Genomic DNA, 20,151 nt, shown 5'->3' with positions numbered 1-20,151 from the left:
ACTGTGTATTTAACAGAGCTTTCCCGACCAATAACGACAACGAGGATAAGCCCCATGATCACCAGGCTGACACCACCCCATCGCCGCCCCCTGATGATGGTGCCGCTGCTCGGTATCACCGGCCTCAAGGTCGGCCAGGTGCTGGGCTATACGGCGATCCTGATGCTGGCGGTCTTCGTACTCTGCGCCGGCAGCCTACTGTTACTGGTATGACCCAAGCGCCATCGACGAGGAGGCAGACATGAGCGCCAATCGAAACTTCCTGCAGGAACTGCTGAGCGGCATCGTCAGCCGCGGCCGGCGCCGCACCCAGGAGCCGGCGACCCCGGCCCAGAACCTGGCGGCCCTGACCCTAGCCTGCGAGACCCTGATGCAGCCCGGCGGCGAGGCCTCGCGCATCCTCGTCGCCCAGCAGGCGCTGAGCCACTATGCGGGCCTGGACGCCGAGCAGCGGCGTGCCTTCTTCGGCCTGCTGGCCGAGGAGTATGCCGCCGACCCCGAGGCGATCCACGCCGCCTATGCCGCCTACCGGGAAGACCAGGGCAACGCCACCCTGCAGCGCCTCTTCGCCGCCTGCGAGCCGCGCCGCCAGCGCCTGCTGCGACGCCTCAACCTCTGTCCCGGCGGCACCTATGAGCTGGTCAAGATGCGCGCCGACCTGCTCGGCCTGCTCAGGGAGGCCCCGGAGCTGGCGCCGCTGGACGCCGACTTCGCCCACCTCTTCGGCTCCTGGTTCAACCGCGGCTTCCTGATGCTGGAGAGCATCGACTGGAACACCCCGGCGGCCATCCTCGAGAAGCTGATCCACTACGAGGCGGTGCACGAGATCCGCGACTGGAGCGACCTGCGCCGCCGCCTCGACCCGGAGGATCGCCGCTGCTACGCCTTCTTCCACCCGGCCACCGGCGACGAGCCGCTGATCTTCGTGGAGGTGGCGCTGTGCCGCGGCATCCCCGGGAATATCCAGGCCATCCTGGCGGATGGCGAGGAGCTGCCCGCCGAGGAGACGGATACCGCCGCCTTCTACAGCATCAGCAACTGCCAGCGCGGCCTGAAGGGCATCTCCTTCGGCAACTTCCTCATCAAGCAGGTGGTCCAGGAACTCAAGCGGGAGCTGCCCAACCTCTCCCAGTTCGTCACCCTGTCGCCGGTGCCCGGCTTCGCCGCCTGGCTGGATGGCGCGCGGGAGGCGGGCCAGTGCCGCCTCTCCCCCGCCGCCGAGGCGGCCCTGGCGGACGGCGCCTGGGCGCAGGACGAGGCCGCCCGCCAGGCCCTGGAACCGGAGCTGCGCGCCCTGGCCGCCCACTACTTCCTGGAAGCCAAGCACCGCAGCGGCCTGCCGCTGGACCCGGTGGCGCGCTTCCACCTGGGCAACGGCGCCAGCCTGCACCGCCTCAACTGGCCCGGCGACACCTCCGCCAAGGGACGCAGCCAGGCCCATGGCCTGATGGTCAACTACCGCTACGAGCTGGAGCGCATCGAGCAGAACCACGAGGCCTTCAGCCGCGACGGCAGCGTCGCCTGCCCCGGTGAACTGCGCCGCCTGGCGAGTCGCGCCAGGCCGCTGCTGAGCGCACCCCATAACGCCTGATACCCCGCTTTTCGCGAGAGAGAACGCCATGAGTCACAACCTCTACCTGCAGTTCCTGCCCCACTTCCAGCGCCAGCCGGAGAAGACCCTGATCGATTCCCCGGAGGGCCAGGGATACACCTATGGCGAGGCCCAGGCACGATCCCGGCGCCTGGCCGGCGCCCTGCGCGAGCTGGGCGTCAGCCCCGGCGAGCGGGTCGCGGTGCAGGTCGACAAGAGCCCGGAGGCGATCCTGCTCTACCTGGCCTGCCTGCAGATAGGCGCCGTCTACCTGCCGCTGAATACCGCCTATACCGGCGCCGAGATCGAGTACTTCCTGGGCGATGCCGAGCCGCGCCTCTATGTGTGCCGCCCCAGGGCCCTGGCGGAGGCCCGCCAGTTGGCCGCCACCTGCGGCGTTCCCCGGATCGAGAGCCTGGGCAGCGAGGGCGACGGCAGCCTGCTGGAGAAGGCCGACCGGGCCGAGCCCTGGGAGCAGATCGCCGAGATCGGCGAGCGCGACCTGGCGGCGATCCTCTACACCTCCGGCACCACCGGGCGCTCCAAGGGCGCCATGCTCAGCCACGTCAACCTGGCCTCCAACAGCCGCGCCCTGGCCGAGGCCTGGCACTACACCGCCGACGATCACCTGCTGCATGCCCTGCCGATCTTCCACACCCACGGCCTCTTCGTGGCCTGCAATATCACCCTGACCGTGGGCGCCTCCATGACCTTCCTGCCCAAGCTGGACGTGGAGCAACTGCTCGAGCTGATGCCCCGGGCCACGGTGCTGATGGGGGTGCCCACCTTCTATACCCGGCTACTACAGTCGCCGCGCCTCGACCGCGATGCCGTGTCTAACATGCGGCTCTTCGTCTCCGGCTCGGCGCCGCTGCTGGCGGAGACCCACCAGGAGTTCGAGACCCGCACCGGCCACGCCATCCTCGAGCGCTACGGCATGACCGAGACCAATATGAACACCTCCAACCCCTACGACGGCGCCCGCCGCCCCGGCACCGTGGGCCTGCCGCTGCCGGGGGTGGAGCTGCGCATCAGCGATCGCGACAGCGGCGCCGAGCTGCCCCAGGGCGAGACCGGCATGGTCGAGCTGCGCGGCCCCAACGTCTTCCAGGGCTACTGGCGCATGCCGGAGAAGACCCGCGCCGAGTTCCGCGACGACGGCTTCTTTATCACCGGCGATCTGGGGCGCATCGACGAGCACGGCTACCTGCAGATCGTCGGCCGCGACAAGGACCTGGTGATCTCCGGCGGCTACAACGTCTACCCCAAGGAGGTGGAGCAACTGATCGACGAGCTGCCCGGGGTGGTGGAGTCGGCGGTGATCGGCGTGCCCCACCCGGACCTGGGCGAGGGAGTCACCGCCGTGGTGGTGGCCGAGGCCGACCTGGACGAGACCGCGATACTGGCGGCCCTGGGCGACCGACTGGCCCGCTACAAGCAGCCCAAACGGGTCCTCTTCGTCGACGCCCTGCCCCGCAACGTCATGGGCAAGGTGCAGAAGAAGCAACTACGTGATACTTACTCTGATGCCTATCGCCCCAAGAAGATAACAACCAGATAAGCCTCCGGGTTACGTGGCCCATGCATATTTCATGGGCCAACGTAATTATTTCAGCACGTTCGACACCTCACACATCAAACTCTATTGAAACGAAAAATCAAGGACATCTATCATGGTGATTCATGATGCAGCCCCTGCTAGCAGCAGCATATGGCACTTCACTCGGTCATCAAAAACATGTCGATACTTAGCCTCCCACCTCTACCCCAGCTCAAAGTGATACACTAACACCCCAACTTCAGGGGGAAATTCTTACCTTTACACCACGAACTTACGGCTTGCAAAAATCAGAACGCACGCTTGAGAAATCCACAATTGTGTCAATCACATGTCTATTGCTAGATTAAAAATGAGACCCAAGACAATCCCAGAGGCGTAAAGTTGACCATAAAAACAATCGCCAAGACATCTTGATCATAAAACAGAGGAACCAATAATGCCAACAAACACAAGCGAAAACGCTTCGGAAAGACCATGCAAGAACAAAAAAAGACTGCCCATGCCAGATGTATACATCATCTTGTTTGGATTTATGGTGCTGGTGGTGATTTCTTCATATTTCATCCCTGGGGGAAGCTATGAAAGGACCGTCAATGATGGAATAACACAGGTGGCGGCCGATAGCTTTAGATACATTGAAACTGAGCCGCTTGGGATTCTTGATATATTCACAGCAATTCACAAAGGCCTTGTTGGTGCTTCAGGAATTATCTTCCTGATCCTAGTGGTTGGTGGAAGCCTTAAAGTCATTGAGTCTACGGGCGCCATCAACTCGGGAATAAACAGATTAATCCAAGCCTCGAATGGAAGGCAAAGTATCGTAATTTCCGTTTTCTGTGCAACCTTCGCGGTCCTATCCTCTGTAGGTATTGCCCCAAACCTTGCCATTGCGTTCATCCCCATTGGCCTCTTGCTTGCTAGATCACTGAACCTTGATCCCATCGTTGGTGTGGCGATGATATTTCTGGGGGCCTATGCAGGATTCAGCGGCGGTGTATTTGATCCTGTTGTCACCGTGACAGGACAAGAAATTGCTGAGCTCCCACTGTTTTCAGGATTTATGTACCGAGGGGTGATTTTCTTTACGTTCCTGGCTATTACGATTGTATATATCTGCAATTATGCAAAGAAAGTAAAGAGCGATCCTTCGAAGAGCGCAATGGGAGTGATAGAGTTTCCCGAAAAAATCTCTCCTAAGGAAAGCGCCACCTCTCCAGGATTTGTATTCTCTCACAAACTGGTCATCATTGCTTTTGCTACTTCCATCGGCATATTCCTTTACGGTGGATTTAACTTTGGATGGGGAATTACCGAGCTTTCAGCAATTTTCATCATCCTCGGAATAATCACTGCAGCAATTGAAAAAATCACTCCAAATGATTTCATAAAACGCTTTATTTCCGGAATAAATGAAGTCATTTATGGAGCTCTTGTGGTTGGTGTCGCGGCGGCGGTTATTGTCCTTCTTAAGCAAGCAAGTTTAATTGACACCATTGTGCATAGTGTCGCCTCCTCGCTGGAGGGCCATGGGAAAATCATGGCCATGCAGATGCTTTATGCGTTCAACTTGACCTTTAACGGCCTGATCACCTCTGGCACAGGCCAGGCTGCTATCGTCATGCCGATCATGGTGCCCATTGGAGACATGCTAGAGGTCACCAGGCAGTCAACCTTTATCACTTTCAAACTAGGTGATGCTGTTACCAATATCATAACACCGCTTTCTGGAACCTTGATGGCCTGCCTGGCGATTGCAAGAGTTTCTTATGCGGACTGGTTTAAATTTGTGCTCCCCCTGTCATTTATCTGGATGGCAGCAGGAAGTGCATTTGTCGCAATCGCCGTTGCCATAAATTATGGCCCATTCTAACAACCGCCCCCTATAGGAATATCAGCTTAAACTCCTGGTCGACCAGCCAACCAGGAGTTTAAGCCTCCACGCCAGCCATAACCTCCGTCATCAAATGCAACTAGCATCCAATCTCTCACATAGAAATCCGAGAAATCTTTCTATATCACTTGGGAACTTTCTATCTGACATAACCTGAATCTGGAGACTGCGCTGAGAAAACTGAGGCTCTCTCATTGGCCTCAAAACAAGGCCATCTTTTTCTGACTTCCCCATTACGGCAATAGCTCCACACAATGCGACCATATTAGGAAGCTCATTAACCATGGTGTAAATGGCACTCAAGGAATCACATGAAAAACGAGGCGATATATCAAGCCCTGAGAGACTACATGATGCATCAAACAAGTATCTCATTGTCGTCCCACCCAGCGACATAGCTAACGGATAGTCAGCCAACTCACTCACACTCAATGTATCCATGCATGACAAAGGGTGATCTTTAGACATAAGGGCCCAAATGGCAGCATTATGACTCGACACTACCTTTACTCCCACAGAGACAGAAAGGCTAAAGGTTAGGGCTATATCCACTTTCCCTTCCTTAACCAACTCTGAAGCCTGAGAAGAGTCGACCACCTGAAGGTCAAAGCTCACCCCTGGATTATCATAAGAAAAACCGGCAATAGCACTAGGCAAAAAGTGCCATGCCATTCCCTCAGGGCATGCCAGTTTAATTTTTTTCTTATTTTTCTTAGTCAGACCTTGAATCTCATCGATCAAATTGCTTACTTCTAGCTGGTTTCGTAACGCATAAGCCAACAACAGTTCGCCAGCTTCTGTAAGCTCCATCCCCCGGGGCCGCCTGTGGAAAAGCTTCACATCAAGCCTGGACTCCAGATTCGTTATCTGACGACTAACGGCCGACACGGCAACATGTAAATCTTCGGCAGCCGATGACAAGGATCCCGTCTTGGCCACACTATGAAAATAACGTAGATTTAGTTCTTTCACTGTCATCACCTCAAAGAAAATCTATAAGAATCACAAAGGTTTCAAAACATTAGAAAGCATTTTTGCCATATTAATTATTGTCCAAAAGGAAAGCAAGCGCTAGCATTGAGACACATCATGATTTCACGAGACATAAAAAGGCTAACACCATGAACATGAAAAGTTCCTCAGGCCGAGAGAGGGCGATACAGCTATCATTGCAGGGCATTGCCTCAGGAGAGTTTTACAGCACCCTAGAGCGTCGAGTAAGGATCAAGACGGTCAGCCAGGATCCAGGTTGCGAGGCCTCTTTACACAGCTACTTAACCGAAGAGATCGCCCCAGAACTGGTTGACATGGGGTTTTGTTGTCGCCTGATTGAAAACCCGACCCCTGGCTCTCCACCCCTTTTAATTGGTGAGCGCATCGAAGATGAGAGCCTACTTACTGTTCTTACATATGGCCACGGCGATGTTACGGAAGGCCAGGAAGGCAAGTGGTCAGATGGCGCAGACCCTTGGGAGATGAAGCTGAAAAATGGACGAGTTTATGGGCGCGGCACAGCAGATAACAAGGGGCAGCACAGCATCAACCTTTCTGCCTTGAAGGCTGTCTTAGAAGCACGTCATGGCAGGCTGGGTTACAATATAAAAATCCTCTTCGAGATGAGTGAGGAAATTGGCTCACCAGGACTGGAAGAAGCCTGCAGAAAATATAAAAACGAACTAATATCTGATGTTTTTCTTGCCTCTGACGGACCAAGAATCAAGCATGACATACCCACTATATTCTTAGGTTCTCGTGGAGTGGTACAATTAAAGCTGACCCTAGACACCGAAAATGGCGGACGCCATTCGGGTAACTGGGGTGGAGTTATCACCAACCCAGCCATAGTGATTTGCAATGCAATATCAACTTTAGTATCTTCCGAAGGAAAAATACTGGTCGACTTCCTCAGGGCGCCAAACATCCCTAAAGAAGTATCTGATATTATAAAATCCTTACCAGTTGGAGGAGAAAAAGGCGACCCGGAAATCAACCCAAACTGGGGAGAAAGCGGGTTGAGCTATGGTGAGCGTCTCTATGGGAAAAACACCTTCGAAGTGGTCGGGATCAGTTCGGGAAGGACAGACAAGCCTATTGGAGCAATACCAGGCAGCGCCGAAGCCATCTGTCAACTTCGATTTGTTAGAGGAACCAACTGGAAGGTCATCCAGAAAGAACTACGGGCCCACTTGGATAGCCATGGATTTCATGATATCCATATTCAGTACAAGGGGGGCTACGATGCTACGCGCCTATCCCCGGACCACCCTTGGGCTAGGTTTGTCTCGAAATCCGCAAAACAGAGTATCGGAAAGGAACTATCCATACTACCAAACTTGGGTGGAACCATTCCTAATCATTGCTTCTCGGACGTCCTTGGATTGCCGACAGTATGGCTTCCTCACTCCTATCCATCTTGCAACCAGCACGCTCCAGATGAGCACCTTATTGAAAGCATTGTCGAGCAGGGGTTACGAATCACAGCGGGGGTGCTTTGGGATTTAGGAGAGCACAGCCCAGAATCTTTCAAGTAAGAAAACCAAGGCAATATAGAAACCTGAAAAAATGGGAACACTCATGTCAGAAAAAAACAAAGATCAACTTTCACATGATGGAATTCATTGGGATCAAGATATCAGCTACGGCCAGTATCTTGATCTTGACCATCTTCTCGCCTGTCAAAATCCGGCTTCTGATGAGCATGACGAGTTGCTATTCATCATCATACACCAAGTATCTGAGCTTTGGATAAAACTTTGCCTTCACGAAGCTTATGGTGCGGCAAAAAATATAGAGAAAGACAACCTAAGACAGGCTTTCAAGATGCTAACAAGAGCATCCAGAATACAGGAGCAGCTAATAAAAGCGTGGGAGGTCTTGGTCACCATGACTCCATCAGACTATGCATCATTTCGTGATAGCCTTGGGCAGAGCTCTGGATTTCAATCCTATCAGTATCGTGAGCTTGAGTTCTTGCTTGGCAACAAAAACCCTCAACTTATTGAAGCACACCGTTCGAAAGAGCATCACTACAATCACCTCAAGGAAGTCCTCGATTCACCTAGCATCTACGACATAACACTGCAGCTTTTAGATCGCCGGGGATTCGACATCCCTGAAGACCACCTGAAAAGAGAGTGGAGTGTCCAGCACACCCCAAGCCAGGAAGTCGAAAAGGCCTGGTCGATTATCTACAACAACCCTGAAAAATACTGGGAATTATATGAGCTTGGAGAAAAACTGGTAGACATTGAATTCAACTTTCATCGGTGGCGCTTCAATCATATGAAAACTGTTGAAAGAATTATCGGATACCGGCACGGAACCGGTGGAACATCCGGGGTTAACTACCTTGTCAAGGCTCTTGATCTTCAGTTCTTCCCTGAATTATGGAGCGTCAGAACCCATATATAAATCCCGATAAACAAAATGACTATGAACATAAAGATGAGCTTATAGAAGAATCCAAGACAACTCTCAACAATCCTGAGCTCTACAGTATAAGAAACACAGGGATCGCTTTCCAGAGCAACGATTCCCGACCACTTCAGCATGGCCAAGAAATATTCCTCATGCCGTTATGAACGGCATGACGTTCTTCGCGTATTCAACGAGACAAACCAACCGAAAACAATGAGAAAACCAATGAAATTTCGCATATCTTATTACATCCCTATTTTCCTGGCTTCCACATTGTCGACCACCGTTCAAGCCACCACGTGGCCAGACGATGCCAATGCAATCCTTCAATATCGCAATTACTATTGGGACGAAAACCCTCAAGACGGCGCTGGACCTACTCGGGAAGAGTGGGTTCATGCCCTACTGTTGGAGATGGATTCCGGCGATATCCATGACACCTTCGGTTTCGAGCTGGGCTTAGGTGCCGCAGACGCTCTCATGGTAGGCGACAGCGCCGACAATATTACCAACCTAAGGGCTGGCAGCTCTGTGCAGGATCCTCACGGCTTCGCCGAAGTGACCCGCGCCTACCTTCGCGCCCAATTTGGCGACGACGGGCACCGGCTGCGCTTGGGCGCCGGCAAGAAAACTCGCCACTATCGCCTCTACGCCGACAACCCGACACGCATCCTGCCCGCCGCTTCCCTAGGCTATGATCTGTTTTATGAAGTTGGGGACCTTGAGATTTACTTCTCGCGTATCGAGCGATTTAGCCGTCGTGAAGATGGAAACTGGGGAGATAAACTAAGCAATTTTCAGGGACAGGAGATTGACGCCGTCCACCTGGCCGGCCTGGACTATAGCCTCCCCGCCGACCTGCGCCTGGAGGCCGAGTACCTGGAGAGCGACGACTATATTCGCCAGGGCCTGGTTCGCCTGAGCCACCAGGCCCAACTGGGCGACGACCTAACTCTGCAGACCCGAATAGCCCACGGTCGCCAGGAAGATGCAGGGGAGCGTTTCGATACACAAGCCATCCCCGGCCGTTACCCTGCCGCCAGTGGCCATAACGCCCGCTACAACGAGTTCGGCCTACGCCTGAGTCACCACGACAGCTACGTGGGAGTGGACCATACCCGGGTCTGGGGGGACAACTACGACCGCCTGCTGTTTGCCGACGATCACGGCTACTGGGAGAGTAGCGGCAATAATTTCTACCGCTTCGGCCTGGAGGGCGAGGCGATGTGGAAGGTCTCCGCCGGCCTCGGCTTCGCCGACCTGGGCCTGCCCGGGCTGCGCTGGGACGGTGCTTATGCTTTCTCCGATGAGGCCACCGGCTTCAGCGACTTCTCCCGCAGGGAATGGCGGAGTCGGTTGCAATACCGCTTCGACGGCGCCCTGGACGGCCTGAGCCTGGCCTGGCTATACGTCAACCACGACACCGACGGCGAGCCCGCCGCCATCAACGGCAAGGCCCCCACCTTCGGTCCCGCCGGCCTGATCACCCACGAGGCCAACCGCCTCTATCTGACCTACCGCTACGACTTCTAGGTTCGCCTCACTCTGCTGCCCCTACGCCCCGCACCCTCGGGTCCGAAGAGTGGGCCGGCCAGGCGATGCGACGGAGCACCTGCATCGGCCGCTAACGACACGGCCGGGCTTAATGCCCGGCCGTGTTCATTGGGTCCCACGCTTCCCCTAGAACGCCTCCCACTCGGCTTCGCCCCCACTCTGCGACCGCGAGGGGCGCCGCGGGGCCGCGGCCTCCCCCGCCTCCTCAGCGGCGGGCAGGGCCGCGGTGGCATTGCCCAGCCAGGCGGGGAACCCGCCCGTCGTCGCCCCACCGGCCAGCTTGAAGACCGCCACCGCCTGCTCCAGGCGATTGGCCTGCGTCTCCAGGGAGGCGGCCGCCGCCGAGGCTTCCTCCACCAGGGCGGCGTTCTGCTGGGTCACCTGATCCATCTGCCCCACCGCCAGGGTGACCTGCTCGATGCCGGTGCTCTGCTCCTGAGAGGCGACGGAGATCTCGTCCACGATATCGGTGACACGATTCACCGAGAGCACCACTTCCTGCATGGTGGCGCCGGCCTGCTCCACCAGGATGGAGCCCTCCTGCACCTGGGCCACCGAGCCCTCGATCAGCGCCTTGATTTCCCGGGCGGCGTCGGCACTGCGGCTGGCCAGGTTGCGCACCTCGCCGGCCACCACCGCGAAGCCGCGGCCCTGCTCGCCGGCCCGGGCCGCCTCCACCGAGGCATTCAGCGCCAGGATATTGGTCTGGAAGGCGATGGAGTCGATCAACCCGGTGATATCCGCCACCCGCTGGGAACTGTCGGCGATGCCGTGCATGGTATCGACCACCCGCCCCATCACCTCGCCACCACGCTCGGCAGTGTTCGAGGCCTCCCGGGCCAGGCCGCTGGCCTGGCAGGCATTGTCGGCGTTCTGCTTCACCGTGGCGGTCAGTTCCTCCATGCTCGCGGCGGTCTGCTCCAGGGCGGCGGCCTGCTCCTCGGTACGCGAGGCGAGGTCCGCATTGCCGCCGGCGATCTCCCGGGAGCCGACATGGATCGAGCCGCTGCTCTCGCGTACCCCGCTGATCACGCCGGAGAGCCGCTCCACCATGCGCTTCATGGCGAACAGCACGCTGGTATCGTCATTGGGCCGGGTCTCGATGCGGATATTCAGGTCGTGGTCGGCGACCCGATTGGCGATCTCGGCGACACGCCTCGGCTCGGCGCCCAGGCTGCGACCGATGCCGGCGATGATATACAGGCCAGCAGGATGCCGAGCAGCAGTATGACGGCCAGGGTGGCGATAAAGGCCAGCCGCATCTGGGCATATTCCTGAGTGCCGTTGAGGTGCTCGGCTTCGATCATGTCCAGTTGCACCTGCATCAGGCGTCCGAAGACCTCATAGGCCGGATCGATGCGCTGGTAGAGTTCGTCGGCGTTAAAGGCCTCCAGGGCCGCGCCATCCTCCCGCCGCAGGATGGCCTGCAGGCGATCCACGGCGGCATCGGCTTCCCGTAACTGGGGGCGTAGCTCGGCGAGGATATGCTCCTCTGCCTCGTCCATCGCGGTGCCCAGGTAGGCCTCCAAGGTCAGCCGAATGGTTTCCCGTGCCTCGGCCACCTTGTTCCTGGCCTCGGCCCAGCCGATATTGCCGTTGCTGACCTTATGGGAGGTATCGATGATATTGCTCGCATACTCATCGGCAATGGCCGAAAGCTGGCGCAGCGGCACCGCGCGATCCTCATAGACGGTATGGAGGCTCTCCAGGGTGGTTCTCTTCCCCTGGAGGCCGAAGATGCCGATCCCGACCAGGGCTACCGCTAAGCCCCCGACGAGGAGTGTCAACTGCTGAGAAACCTTCATTGTCTTGATCATCGAACACACCTTCTCCATGTGTGTTTTACCGACTCGGCCGATCTTCACCGGCACGACCCTGTTTCGCCTACGACGAATGGCGACTTGCAAATTTAAGACAACGCTTGTTAAGCGACCACTTTTTTATTGCGCGGTGCAGAAACCGCGAGGGGAGGCCATGATGGCCTCCCCTCGTGTGGGTTCTTATGGTGCCATACCGGTCACAGGAAACCGCTATGGCGGATGTCGCCCTCCACCAGGGTGAGGATGGCGCGCCCCTTGAGGGGCCGGCCCAGTAGCGGGGTGTTGAGGCCCGCCGAGCGCAGGGTCGCGCCGCTCGGCGTCCACTCGGCCTCGGGGTCGAAGACCGCCAGGTCGGCGGCCTCGCCGGCGGCCAGGCCGCCGCCGCCCTGGCCGAGCACCCGGGCCGGGCCCAGGGAGAGCCGCGCCGCCAGGGTCAGGGGGTCGAGCACGCCTTCGTCCACCAGCGCCTGGCCCAGGGCCCAGACCGTCTCCAGGCTGCTCATGCCGGGCTCGGAGGCGGCGAAGGGCGCCAGCTTGGCGGCCTGCTCGTGGGGCAGGTGGCCGCTGACGATGGCGTCGATGCGGCCATCGGCCACGCCGCGGCGCAGGGCCTGGCGATCCGCCTCGCTGCGCAGCGGCGGCTCCAGGTGGAAGTTGGCATCGAAGCCGGCCAGGGTGGCGTCGGTCCAGTGCAGCTGGGCCATGGTCACGTCGCAGGTCACCGGCAGGCCGCGGGCCTTGGCCTCGCTGACCATCTCCAGGCCCCGGGCGGTGGAGAGATGCGCCAGATGGGCGCGCACCCCGGTCTGCTCGATCAGCAGCAACCACTGGGCCAGGGCCGTGGTCTCGGCGCTCTCGGGGATTCCGGGCAGGCCGAGCCGCGAGGCCAGGGCGCCCTCGTGGGCGCAGCCGCCGGCGGCCAGGGCCGCTTCCTGGGCCTGGAAGTGCACCGGGATATCGTGGGTGGCGGCGTACTCCAGGCAGCGGCGCAGCACCCGGGCATCAGCCAGGGGCCGGCGCAGGTTGGTCAGGGCTACGCAGCCGGCGCCCTGGAGGCCGGCCATATTGGCCAGCAGCCGCCCCTCCAGGCCCTGGGTCAGGGCGCCCAGGGGCACCACCCGCACGCCGTTCACCTCCTGGGCACGGTCGTGCAGGGTGCGCACCTGGGAGGCGCTGTCCAGCACCGGGCTGGTGTCGGGACGCACCGCCACCCGGCTGTAGCCGCCGGCCAGGGCGGCGGCGGACTCGCTCTCCAGGCTGCCCTTGTAGCGGGGGCCGGGCTCGCGCAGCTGGGCGCCGATATCCACCAGGCCCGGCAGCAGCCACTTGCCGGAGAGCTCCAGCACCTTCTCGGCATGGAAGTCGGGGTGCGCATCCAGGCCGACGATGCGCCCGGCGGCCAGGTGCAGGTCGGTGACGCGGTCGATACCGCCCGCCGGGTCGATCACCCGGGCGCCCTTGAGTGTCAATTTCATACCTGGGTCTCCTGCCGCCGCTGCGCCCCGGCCCATCCACCCATGACGACGTCCTGGTGCCATTTCATAGCTCTCATCACTGTGTCTCCTGCCGCCGCTGTTCCCTCTCGCGAGTCTGTCCGCTGACCGCCATCGACAGCACCGCCATGCGCACGGCGATGCCGTTGGTGACCTGGTCGAGGATCACCGAGCGGGGGCCGTCGGCCACCGCGGACTCGATCTCCACGCCGCGGTTGATGGGCCCCGGGTGCATGACGATGGCCTCGGGGTGGGCCCAGGCCAGGCTGTCTCGGGTCAGGCCGTAGTGGCGGTAGAATTCGCTTTCGGAGGGCAGCAGGGCGCCGTCCATACGCTCCTTCTGCAGACGCAGGGCGATCACCACGTCGACGCCGGCCAGGCCCTCGCTCAGGCGGGTGAAGACCCGGCAGCCCAGGGCCTCGACGTCCACCGGCAGCAGGGTGCGCGGCGCCACCACCCGCACCTCGGCGGCGCCCAGGGTGTTGAGGGCGAGGATCTGCGAACGCGCCACCCGGGAGTGGAGGATATCGCCGACGATGGCCACCCGCAGTCGGGAAAAATCCCCCTTGTGACGGCGGATGGTCAGCATATCGAGCATCGCCTGGGTGGGATGGGCGTGGCGCCCGTCGCCGGCGTTGATGATGGCCACCCTGGGGGTCACCTGGCTGGCGATGAAATGGGCGGCGCCGGAGTCGGAGTGGCGCACCACGAAGGCGTCCGCCTGCATCGCCTCGAGGTTCTGCAGGGTGTCCAGCAGGGTCTCGCCCTTGGCGGTGGAGGAGGTCTTGATATCCAGGTTGAGCACGTCCGCCGAGAGGCGCTTGGCGGCCAGCTCGAAGGTGGCCCGGGTGCGGGTGGAGTTCTCGAAGAAGAGGTTGGCCACCGTCTTGCCGCGCAGCAGCGGCACCTTCTTGACCTGGGCCTCCTGGACGCCGCGGAAGCTGTCGGCGGTGTCGAGGATCTCGGTGAGCAGTGCCTTGGGCAGGCCCTCGATATCGATGAAGTGGCGCAGCCGGCCATCGTCGCCGAGCTGGACCTGGGCCGGTGTGCCCGGGCGGGATGCGGGGTCGATCACGGAGCCTCCTGGAAGATCAGCGTCGCTCGACCAGCGACAGGGTAAGGGGATCGGGGCCCTGGAGCTTGACCCGCTGGCCCGGGGCCAGGCTCAGCTCGGCGCCGCAGGCGTCGGGCTGGATGGGCAGCTCGCGGCCCGGCAGGGAGAGCAGGCTGGCCAGCAGCACGCGGCGCGGCCGGCCATAGTCGAAGAGCTCGTTGAGGGCGGCGCGGATGGTGCGCCCGGACATGATGACGTCGTCCACCAGCAGGATATCGCGGCCTTCCACCGCGAAGGGCAGCTCGCTGGCGCGGATGCCCTCCGGCAGGCCCTGGTGATCGAAGTCGTCGCGCCAGAAGCCGATATCCAGGGTGCCCAGGGGGGTGGGCAGGCCCAGGCGCCCATGCAGCTGCTCGGCGACCCAGACGCCGCCGGTGTGGATGCCCACCAGGGCCAGCCGGTCGCGCTCCACTGCCAGGCGATCGAGGCAGAGCTCCAGGCGCGCCTCGAGGCTGTCGAGCAGGGCGGGTATCTCGGGGAGTGTCATCGTGAAGTCCTTTAAGTATGGCTGTGGCGGCCGCCGGGCAGGCCCTCGCGGCCGGCGAACCAGCCCTCGAGGATCAGCACCGCGGCCAGGCCGTCGATGCCCTCTTCCCGGTAGTTGCCGCGGTGGCCCTGCTCCCGGGCGATGGCCTTGGCCTCGCGGGTGGAGCCGCGCTCGTCGACCAGCTCGCAGGGCTTGCCGTAGCGGCCATAGAGGCGCTTGCCGAACTTGCGGGCGCGGGTACTCATCTCCGACTCGCTGCCGTCCATGTTGATCGGCAGCCCGACCACGAAGAGGTCGGGGCGCCACTCGTCCACCAGGCGCGTCACCTGGGCCCAGTCGGGGATGCCGTCCTGGGCCGGCAGCGGCTCCAGCTCCCGGGCGCTGTGGATCAGCTCGTTGCCCACCGCCACGCCGATGCGCCGGGTGCCGAAGTCGAAGGCCAGGATCAGCCGCTCGCCCGCCGCGGCCATCAGGAGTGCCCCGCCTCGCGGCTCATCAGGGTCAGGTCGACGCCCAGGGCCCCGGCGGCGGCCTGCAGGCGCTGCTCGGGGGGCACCGAGAAGAGGATATCGGCGTTGCCCTCCACGGTGAGCCAGCTGTTCTCCTTGAGCTCGCTCTCCAGCTGGCCCGCCTCCCAGCCGGCGCAGCCCAGGCAGACCAGAAACTGGCTGGGGCCGCGCCCCTCGGCCAGGGCCTGGAGCACGTCCAGGGAGGTGGTCAGGGCGATGCCCTCGGTGACCTGGATGCTGGAGTCCCAGTCGGCGCTGCTGCCGCGATGCAGGATAAAGCCGCGATCCTTGTGCACCGGGCCGCCGAAGTAGACCGGGGCATCGGCGTGGTGGGGGGCGTCGCCACCCAGCTCGAGCTGATCGAAGAGGGCGTCCAGGGTGATCTCCATGGGACGGTTGACGATCACCCCCATGGTGCCGTTGTCGTCGTAATCGCACAGGTAGCTGAGGCTGCCGGCGAAGTTGGGATCCTCGAGCTGCGGCATGGCCAGCAGGAAATGATTCTTCAAGCTTTGCATGGGTCTCCCGGGCGTCAGGGCACGCCGAAGTCGTTGCCTTTCCCGAAGCGCCAGACGCGCGTGATGGAGAGGCTATCGAGGCCGGCCATCTCGCCGTCGAAGGGCGGGTAGGGGCCGGCGTCGCGCACCGTGGTCAGGGCGGCCTGGTCGAGCTCGGGGTGTCCCGAGGATTGTACCACCTCTATCCGGCGCAGCTGACCCTCGCGGCCCACCACCACGCGAATCCGCAGTTGCCCCTCCAGGGTCGGCGACAGGGGGTAGTGACGATTGCCGAAGGCCTCCACCTGGCGGGTCCAGGCGGCGATATAGCGCGCCTCGACGGCCTCTCGGGCGGCCAGCTGGCCGAGCTCGTCCTCCTCCCCGGCGAGGCTCGCCTCGGGACCGACGTCCCGGGCCTCCCGGCCGCGCTCGCCACTGGCCGCCTCGCGGGTCGCCGCGACACTGCCCGGGGGCAGGGGATCGGCCAGGGCCGGGGCGGGAGCCGTTTGCGGGGCCGCGCCGCTCAGCGTCTCGGCGGCGGGGGTGGCACTCTCGGCCCCACCGGCGCTGGCGCTGGCCGCGGCGGCCTCGGCCCGGGCCCGGGCCCGGGCCGAGGGCTCGGCATCGCGACCCCGAGCCTGCTGGGCCGTCGCGGCGATGGCCTCGGCCTGTTCCGGCGCCTCGCCGGGCAGCCCCACCAGCACCACGTCGAGGCTGGGGCGGGGCGGGGATTCCTGGGACGGCGGCGCCAGGCGCCAGCTGGCCACGGCGCCGATCAGCGCCAGGTGCAGCAGGATCGCCAGGGCCCAGGCCACCCAGCGCCGATAGGGGTAGGTGACCGGGGCATAGACGAGGGCGTCGTTGATGGACTGCGCCATGCGTCTCCCTCCGGGGCTCCGATAAGCCTGGCCGGCGCTTATCGCGTCCGAGTGCTTGCGCCGAGCGGCTAGCCGCGGCTGGCCAGGCGGCGCTCGATGGCGTCCATCAGCAGGCCGGCGATATCGGTGCCGCGCTGGTCGTCGATCTCGCGCACGCAGGTGGGGCTGGTGACATTGATTTCGGTGATGTAGTCGCCGATCACGTCGAGACCCACGAACATCAGCCCCTTGTCACGAATCATGGGCTGAACCTGCTGGATCAGCCAGTGATCCCGCTCGGTGAGTTCGCGGCTGACGCCGGTGCCGCCGGCGGCCAGGTTGCCGCGGGTCTCGCCGGCCATGGGCACCCGGGCCAGGCCATAGGGCACCGGCTCACCGTCCACCAGCAGGATGCGGGTGTCGCCATCCTTGATCTCGGGGATATAGCGTTGGGCCATGATCTGGCGGCGGCCCCGCTCGGTGAGCATCTCGATGATGGCACCCAGGTTGCGGCCATCGGGCTGCACATGGAAGATGCCGCTGCCGCCCATGCCGTCCAGGGGCTTGAGGATCACGTCCCGGTGCTCGGCGTGGAAGGCGCGCAGTTCGGCCTCGTTGCAGGAGACCAGGGTCGGTGTGCAGCACTGGGGGAACTGCTGGGCGAAGAGTTTCTCGTTGCACTCCAGCAGGGCCCGGGTGGGGTTGACCACCAGCACTCCCTCGCGCTCGGCGAACCCCAGCAGGTAGACGGCGTTGAGGAAGTGGGCGTCCACCGGCGGGTCCTTGCGCATCAGGATGACGTCGAGGTCCGCCAGGGGCCGGGATTCGACCTCGCCCAGGTCGTACCAGTGGCCGGGGTCGCGATGGGCGGTCAGCGGGCGCAGGCGGCCGAAGGCGTGCCCCTCGCGCAGGAAGAGGTCCTCCTGCTCCAGGTAGAAGAGCGAGGCGCCTCGCTCCTGGGCGGCCCACAGCATGGCCAGGGTGGTATCTTTCTTGAAGGTGATATCGGCGATGGGATCCATCACCACGCCAATGCGGAGTGCGCTCATCGAGTCGGGTGTCCTGGACGCGGAGTGATGGACGCAGTATGCCGCAGCGGCCCGGAGAAGACCAAGGCGGGCGGTATCGTCACCGGCCGAGGGGCGCCCTGTGCCGGAGGCTCGGGGCTATCCTGGGGGCAGGCCGTCGCGGGGCGCTACCGATGCCCTGCGGCGCTCTCGCATCCTGCTCCGCTTGCAGGACCGGTGCTGGCCATCCCTGGCCAGCCCGTTCGGAGGAATCCTCCTCACCCCTGGCATAGGACCCCCGCTCCGACCTACCCCCAGCGCCCCTTAGCCATTCAAGCTGCGGTGATCTCGATCACCCAGGGCGGGCTTAGCGCTCGGCGCCGTCGCCCTCGGGCAGCAGGCGAATGCCGCCGTCCTCGATCAGGATGTGGCGCTGCTTGTAGAGGCGGCCGATGGCCTGCTTGTAGGCGTTCTTGCTGATCCCCAGCCGCGCCTTGATCTCGGCGGGATCGCTCTTGTCGGAGAGCATCAGGTAGCCGCCGGCCTGGCGCAGGGCGGCGAGCACCTGCTCGCCCACCACGTCAAGGCGCGCCGGCCCCGGCGGCAGCAGCGAGAGATCCAGGCGGCCATCCTCGCGGACCCGCTTGATATAGCCGTTGAGGCGCTGGCCGCGGCGCAGCGGCCGGCTGACCTCGTCCTGGTAGAGCAGGCCCCAGAAGCGGTGATTCACCGCCACCTTGAAGCCCAGGTCGGTGCGATCGGCGATCACCAGGATCACCTCGTCGCCGGCGGCCAGGCCCCGGGACTCGTCCTCGAGGTGCTTGTCGAGGCGCTGGGAGGCCACCGGCCGCCCCTGGTCATCCTCGTAGATACGCACCAGCACCCGCTTGCCCACCTCGGGACGGAAGCGCTGCTCCGGATAGGGCAGCAGCAGTTCCTTAGGCTGGCCCCAGTCGAGGAAGGCGCCGGTGGCGTTGACCGCCGCCACCCTGAGGTAGGCGACCTCGCCGATATGCGCGGTGGGTGTGGCTTGGGGAGATCGGGACATGGTGGCTTCCAGGGTGACGGAGTGGGATCAGGCGAAGTCGCCGAAGCGGTACTGCAACAAGGATAGCGCCACCACCGGCGCGGTCTCGGTGCGCAGGATACGTGGGCCCAGGGAGAGCGGCAGGAAGCCGGCCTCCCGGGCGCCGGCGACTTCCGCCTCGGACAGTCCGCCCTCGGGGCCGATCAGCAGGGCCGCGTCGGCAGGGGCGTCACGCCGGTCCAGGGCACCCGAGGTGGCGGGATGCAGCACCAGGCGCAGGGCCTCGTCGCGCCCGACCAGCCAGTCGGCCAGGGCCAAAGGCGGGTGCACCGGCGGTACCACGGCGCGGCCGCACTGCTCGCAGGCGCTGGCGGCCACCGCCTGCCAATGGGCGAGCTTCTTGGCGGCGCGGTCGCCCTTGAGGCGCACGTCGCCATGCTCGGTATACAGCGGGGTAATGGCCGCCACCCCCAGCTCCACCGCCTTCTGGATGGCGTAGTCCATGCGCTCGCCCTTGGAGACCGCCTGGCCCAGGTGCACCGCCAGGGGCGACTCGCCGTGCCCCTCGCCGACCGCCTCGATACGCACCACGACCCGCTTGCGACCCGCCTCGACGATCTCCGCCCGGGCCTCCAGGCCCTGGCCATCGAAGAGGGTCACGGCGGCGCCTTCGCGCAGGCGCAGCACCAGGGCCAGGTGGCGCGCCGGCCCCTCCGGCAGAACGAGGTCGCCGCCGGGGACGAACCCGGCGGCGACATGGATGCGCGGCTGGCCCATGGCTTACTGGGTGGTCTCGCCGCTCTGCTGGGCGGCCCCTTCGGCGGCGCGCTTCTTCTTCTGCAGGTAGAGCGCCTCGAAGTTGACCGGGGCCAGCATCAGCGGCGGGAAGCCACCGCGGTTGACCAGGTTGTCGATGCACTCCCGGGCATAGGGAAAGAGCACATTGGGGCAGAAGGCACCCAGGGTGTGCTCCAGGCGCTCGCCCTCGATACCGCCGATGCGGAACAGGCCGGCCTGCTCCACTTCCACCAGGAAGGAGGTGTTGCCGCTCTCGGCATGGGACACCTGGGCGGTGACCTTGACCACCACCTCAAAGAGCCCCTCACCCACCTGCTGGCTGGAGGTATTGAGGTCCAGGCCGACCTTGGGCTTGAAGGGCTGCTGGAACACCGCCGGGGAGTTGGGGGCCTCGAAGGAGATGTCCTTGACGTAGATGCGCTGCAGGGCGAATTGCAGCTGCTGCTGGTTCTGCTGACCGGCGGCCTGGTCGTTGCCACCTGCGGTCTGGTTGTTGTCTTCCGCCATGCTGGGATTCCTTGCCGACGT

General features: G+C 62.5%; 19 protein-coding genes and 1 pseudogene. 7 read left to right on the top strand and 13 right to left on the bottom strand.

Features of this window, described 5'->3' with window-relative positions; genetic code table 11:
• The first annotated feature begins 54 nt into the window (after positions 1-54).
• The 4 genes from ACQ1W9_RS00255 (at position 55) to ACQ1W9_RS00240 (ending at position 5,022) form a co-directional block, all read left to right on the top strand.
• Complete coding sequence (locus ACQ1W9_RS00255) at positions 55-213, top strand: hypothetical protein (protein ID WP_431024786.1); 159 nt, start codon at positions 55-57, stop codon at positions 211-213.
• A gap of 28 nt (positions 214-241) precedes the next feature.
• Positions 242-1,591, top strand: coding sequence for a malonyl-CoA decarboxylase (locus tag ACQ1W9_RS00250; RefSeq protein ID WP_431024785.1), 1,350 nt, complete (start codon positions 242-244; stop codon positions 1,589-1,591).
• 28 nt (positions 1,592-1,619) lie between these two features.
• Positions 1,620-3,152 (top strand): malonate--CoA ligase, encoded by a 1,533-nt coding sequence (locus tag ACQ1W9_RS00245; RefSeq protein ID WP_431024784.1) that lies wholly within the window; start codon positions 1,620-1,622, stop codon positions 3,150-3,152.
• A gap of 499 nt (positions 3,153-3,651) precedes the next feature.
• Positions 3,652-5,022, top strand: a complete 1,371-nt coding sequence (locus ACQ1W9_RS00240) for a YfcC family protein (protein WP_431024783.1) — start codon at positions 3,652-3,654, stop codon at positions 5,020-5,022.
• Positions 5,023-5,112: 90 nt separating this feature from the next.
• Here ACQ1W9_RS00240 and ACQ1W9_RS00235 read toward each other — a convergent pair whose 3' ends face one another.
• Positions 5,113-6,021 carry a LysR family transcriptional regulator gene (locus tag ACQ1W9_RS00235; protein WP_431024782.1) on the bottom strand — a complete coding sequence of 303 codons (909 nt, stop codon included), beginning with the start codon at positions 6,019-6,021 and terminating at the stop codon, positions 5,113-5,115.
• Between the two features lie 143 nt (positions 6,022-6,164).
• On the opposite strand from ACQ1W9_RS00235, the gene ACQ1W9_RS00230 reads away from it, so the two are divergent.
• The 3 genes from ACQ1W9_RS00230 to ACQ1W9_RS00220 all read left to right on the top strand — a co-directional run bounded on the left by ACQ1W9_RS00230 (position 6,165) and on the right by ACQ1W9_RS00220 (position 9,993).
• On the top strand, positions 6,165-7,574 hold the full coding sequence (locus tag ACQ1W9_RS00230) for a M20 family metallopeptidase (RefSeq protein WP_431024781.1): 1,410 nt from the start codon (positions 6,165-6,167) through the stop codon (positions 7,572-7,574).
• Positions 7,575-7,617: 43 nt separating this feature from the next.
• Positions 7,618-8,454, top strand: a complete 837-nt coding sequence (gene kynA / locus ACQ1W9_RS00225) for a tryptophan 2,3-dioxygenase (protein ID WP_431024780.1) — start codon at positions 7,618-7,620, stop codon at positions 8,452-8,454.
• A gap of 138 nt (positions 8,455-8,592) precedes the next feature.
• The gene (locus ACQ1W9_RS00220) at positions 8,593-9,993 is read left to right on the top strand and encodes an OprD family outer membrane porin (protein WP_431024779.1); all 1,401 of its coding nucleotides are present in this window, start codon (positions 8,593-8,595) and stop codon (positions 9,991-9,993) included.
• 147 nt (positions 9,994-10,140) lie between these two features.
• Here the strand turns inward: ACQ1W9_RS00220 and ACQ1W9_RS00215 are convergent.
• From ACQ1W9_RS00215 to secB, 12 genes and pseudogenes are all read right to left on the bottom strand, one after another.
• Positions 10,141-11,217: pseudogene (locus ACQ1W9_RS00215) on the bottom strand (methyl-accepting chemotaxis protein); the annotation flags it as partial.
• Entirely contained in the window at positions 11,127-11,819 is a 693-nt protein-coding gene (locus tag ACQ1W9_RS00210) for an MCP four helix bundle domain-containing protein (protein WP_431026387.1), read from the bottom strand. The gene ACQ1W9_RS00210 and the pseudogene ACQ1W9_RS00215, both read right to left, overlap by 91 nt.
• Before the next feature lie 212 nt (positions 11,820-12,031).
• A complete protein-coding gene (locus ACQ1W9_RS00205) occupies positions 12,032-13,309 on the bottom strand; it encodes a dihydroorotase (RefSeq protein ID WP_431024778.1) in 1,278 nt (425 codons plus the stop codon).
• Between the two features lie 76 nt (positions 13,310-13,385).
• Entirely contained in the window at positions 13,386-14,402 is a 1,017-nt protein-coding gene (locus ACQ1W9_RS00200; RefSeq protein ID WP_431024777.1) for an aspartate carbamoyltransferase catalytic subunit, read from the bottom strand.
• Between the two features lie 16 nt (positions 14,403-14,418).
• Positions 14,419-14,928, bottom strand: a complete 510-nt coding sequence (pyrR, locus tag ACQ1W9_RS00195) for a bifunctional pyr operon transcriptional regulator/uracil phosphoribosyltransferase PyrR (protein ID WP_431024776.1) — start codon at positions 14,926-14,928, stop codon at positions 14,419-14,421.
• 11 nt (positions 14,929-14,939) lie between these two features.
• Positions 14,940-15,398: a Holliday junction resolvase RuvX gene (ruvX, locus tag ACQ1W9_RS00190; RefSeq protein ID WP_431024775.1), complete on the bottom strand. Its 459-nt coding sequence runs from the start codon at positions 15,396-15,398 to the stop codon at positions 14,940-14,942.
• Positions 15,398-15,955 (bottom strand): YqgE/AlgH family protein, encoded by a 558-nt coding sequence (locus tag ACQ1W9_RS00185; protein ID WP_431024774.1) that lies wholly within the window; start codon positions 15,953-15,955, stop codon positions 15,398-15,400. The genes ruvX and ACQ1W9_RS00185 overlap by 1 nt, the downstream gene beginning before the upstream one ends.
• A 14-nt stretch (positions 15,956-15,969) precedes the next feature.
• Entirely contained in the window at positions 15,970-16,812 is an 843-nt protein-coding gene (locus ACQ1W9_RS00180) for an energy transducer TonB family protein (protein ID WP_431024773.1), read from the bottom strand.
• Positions 16,813-16,880: 68 nt separating this feature from the next.
• Positions 16,881-17,840, bottom strand: coding sequence for a glutathione synthase (gene gshB / locus ACQ1W9_RS00175; protein ID WP_431024772.1), 960 nt, complete (start codon positions 17,838-17,840; stop codon positions 16,881-16,883).
• Between the two features lie 325 nt (positions 17,841-18,165).
• Positions 18,166-18,846 (bottom strand): CvfB family protein, encoded by a 681-nt coding sequence (locus tag ACQ1W9_RS00170; protein WP_431024771.1) that lies wholly within the window; start codon positions 18,844-18,846, stop codon positions 18,166-18,168.
• Between the two features lie 27 nt (positions 18,847-18,873).
• Positions 18,874-19,602 (bottom strand): 16S rRNA (uracil(1498)-N(3))-methyltransferase, encoded by a 729-nt coding sequence (locus ACQ1W9_RS00165; protein ID WP_431024770.1) that lies wholly within the window; start codon positions 19,600-19,602, stop codon positions 18,874-18,876.
• Between the two features lie 3 nt (positions 19,603-19,605).
• Positions 19,606-20,130 (bottom strand): protein-export chaperone SecB, encoded by a 525-nt coding sequence (secB, locus tag ACQ1W9_RS00160; protein ID WP_346060877.1) that lies wholly within the window; start codon positions 20,128-20,130, stop codon positions 19,606-19,608.
• Positions 20,131-20,151 lie beyond the last annotated feature (21 nt).

This window comes from Halomonas sp. H5 (genome assembly GCF_050613175.1).
Classification (GTDB): Bacteria; Pseudomonadota; Gammaproteobacteria; order Pseudomonadales; family Halomonadaceae; genus Bisbaumannia; species Bisbaumannia salifodinae.
Note: the sequence above shows the minus strand (reverse complement) of the source record. Positions and strands in the feature narration are given on the sequence as shown.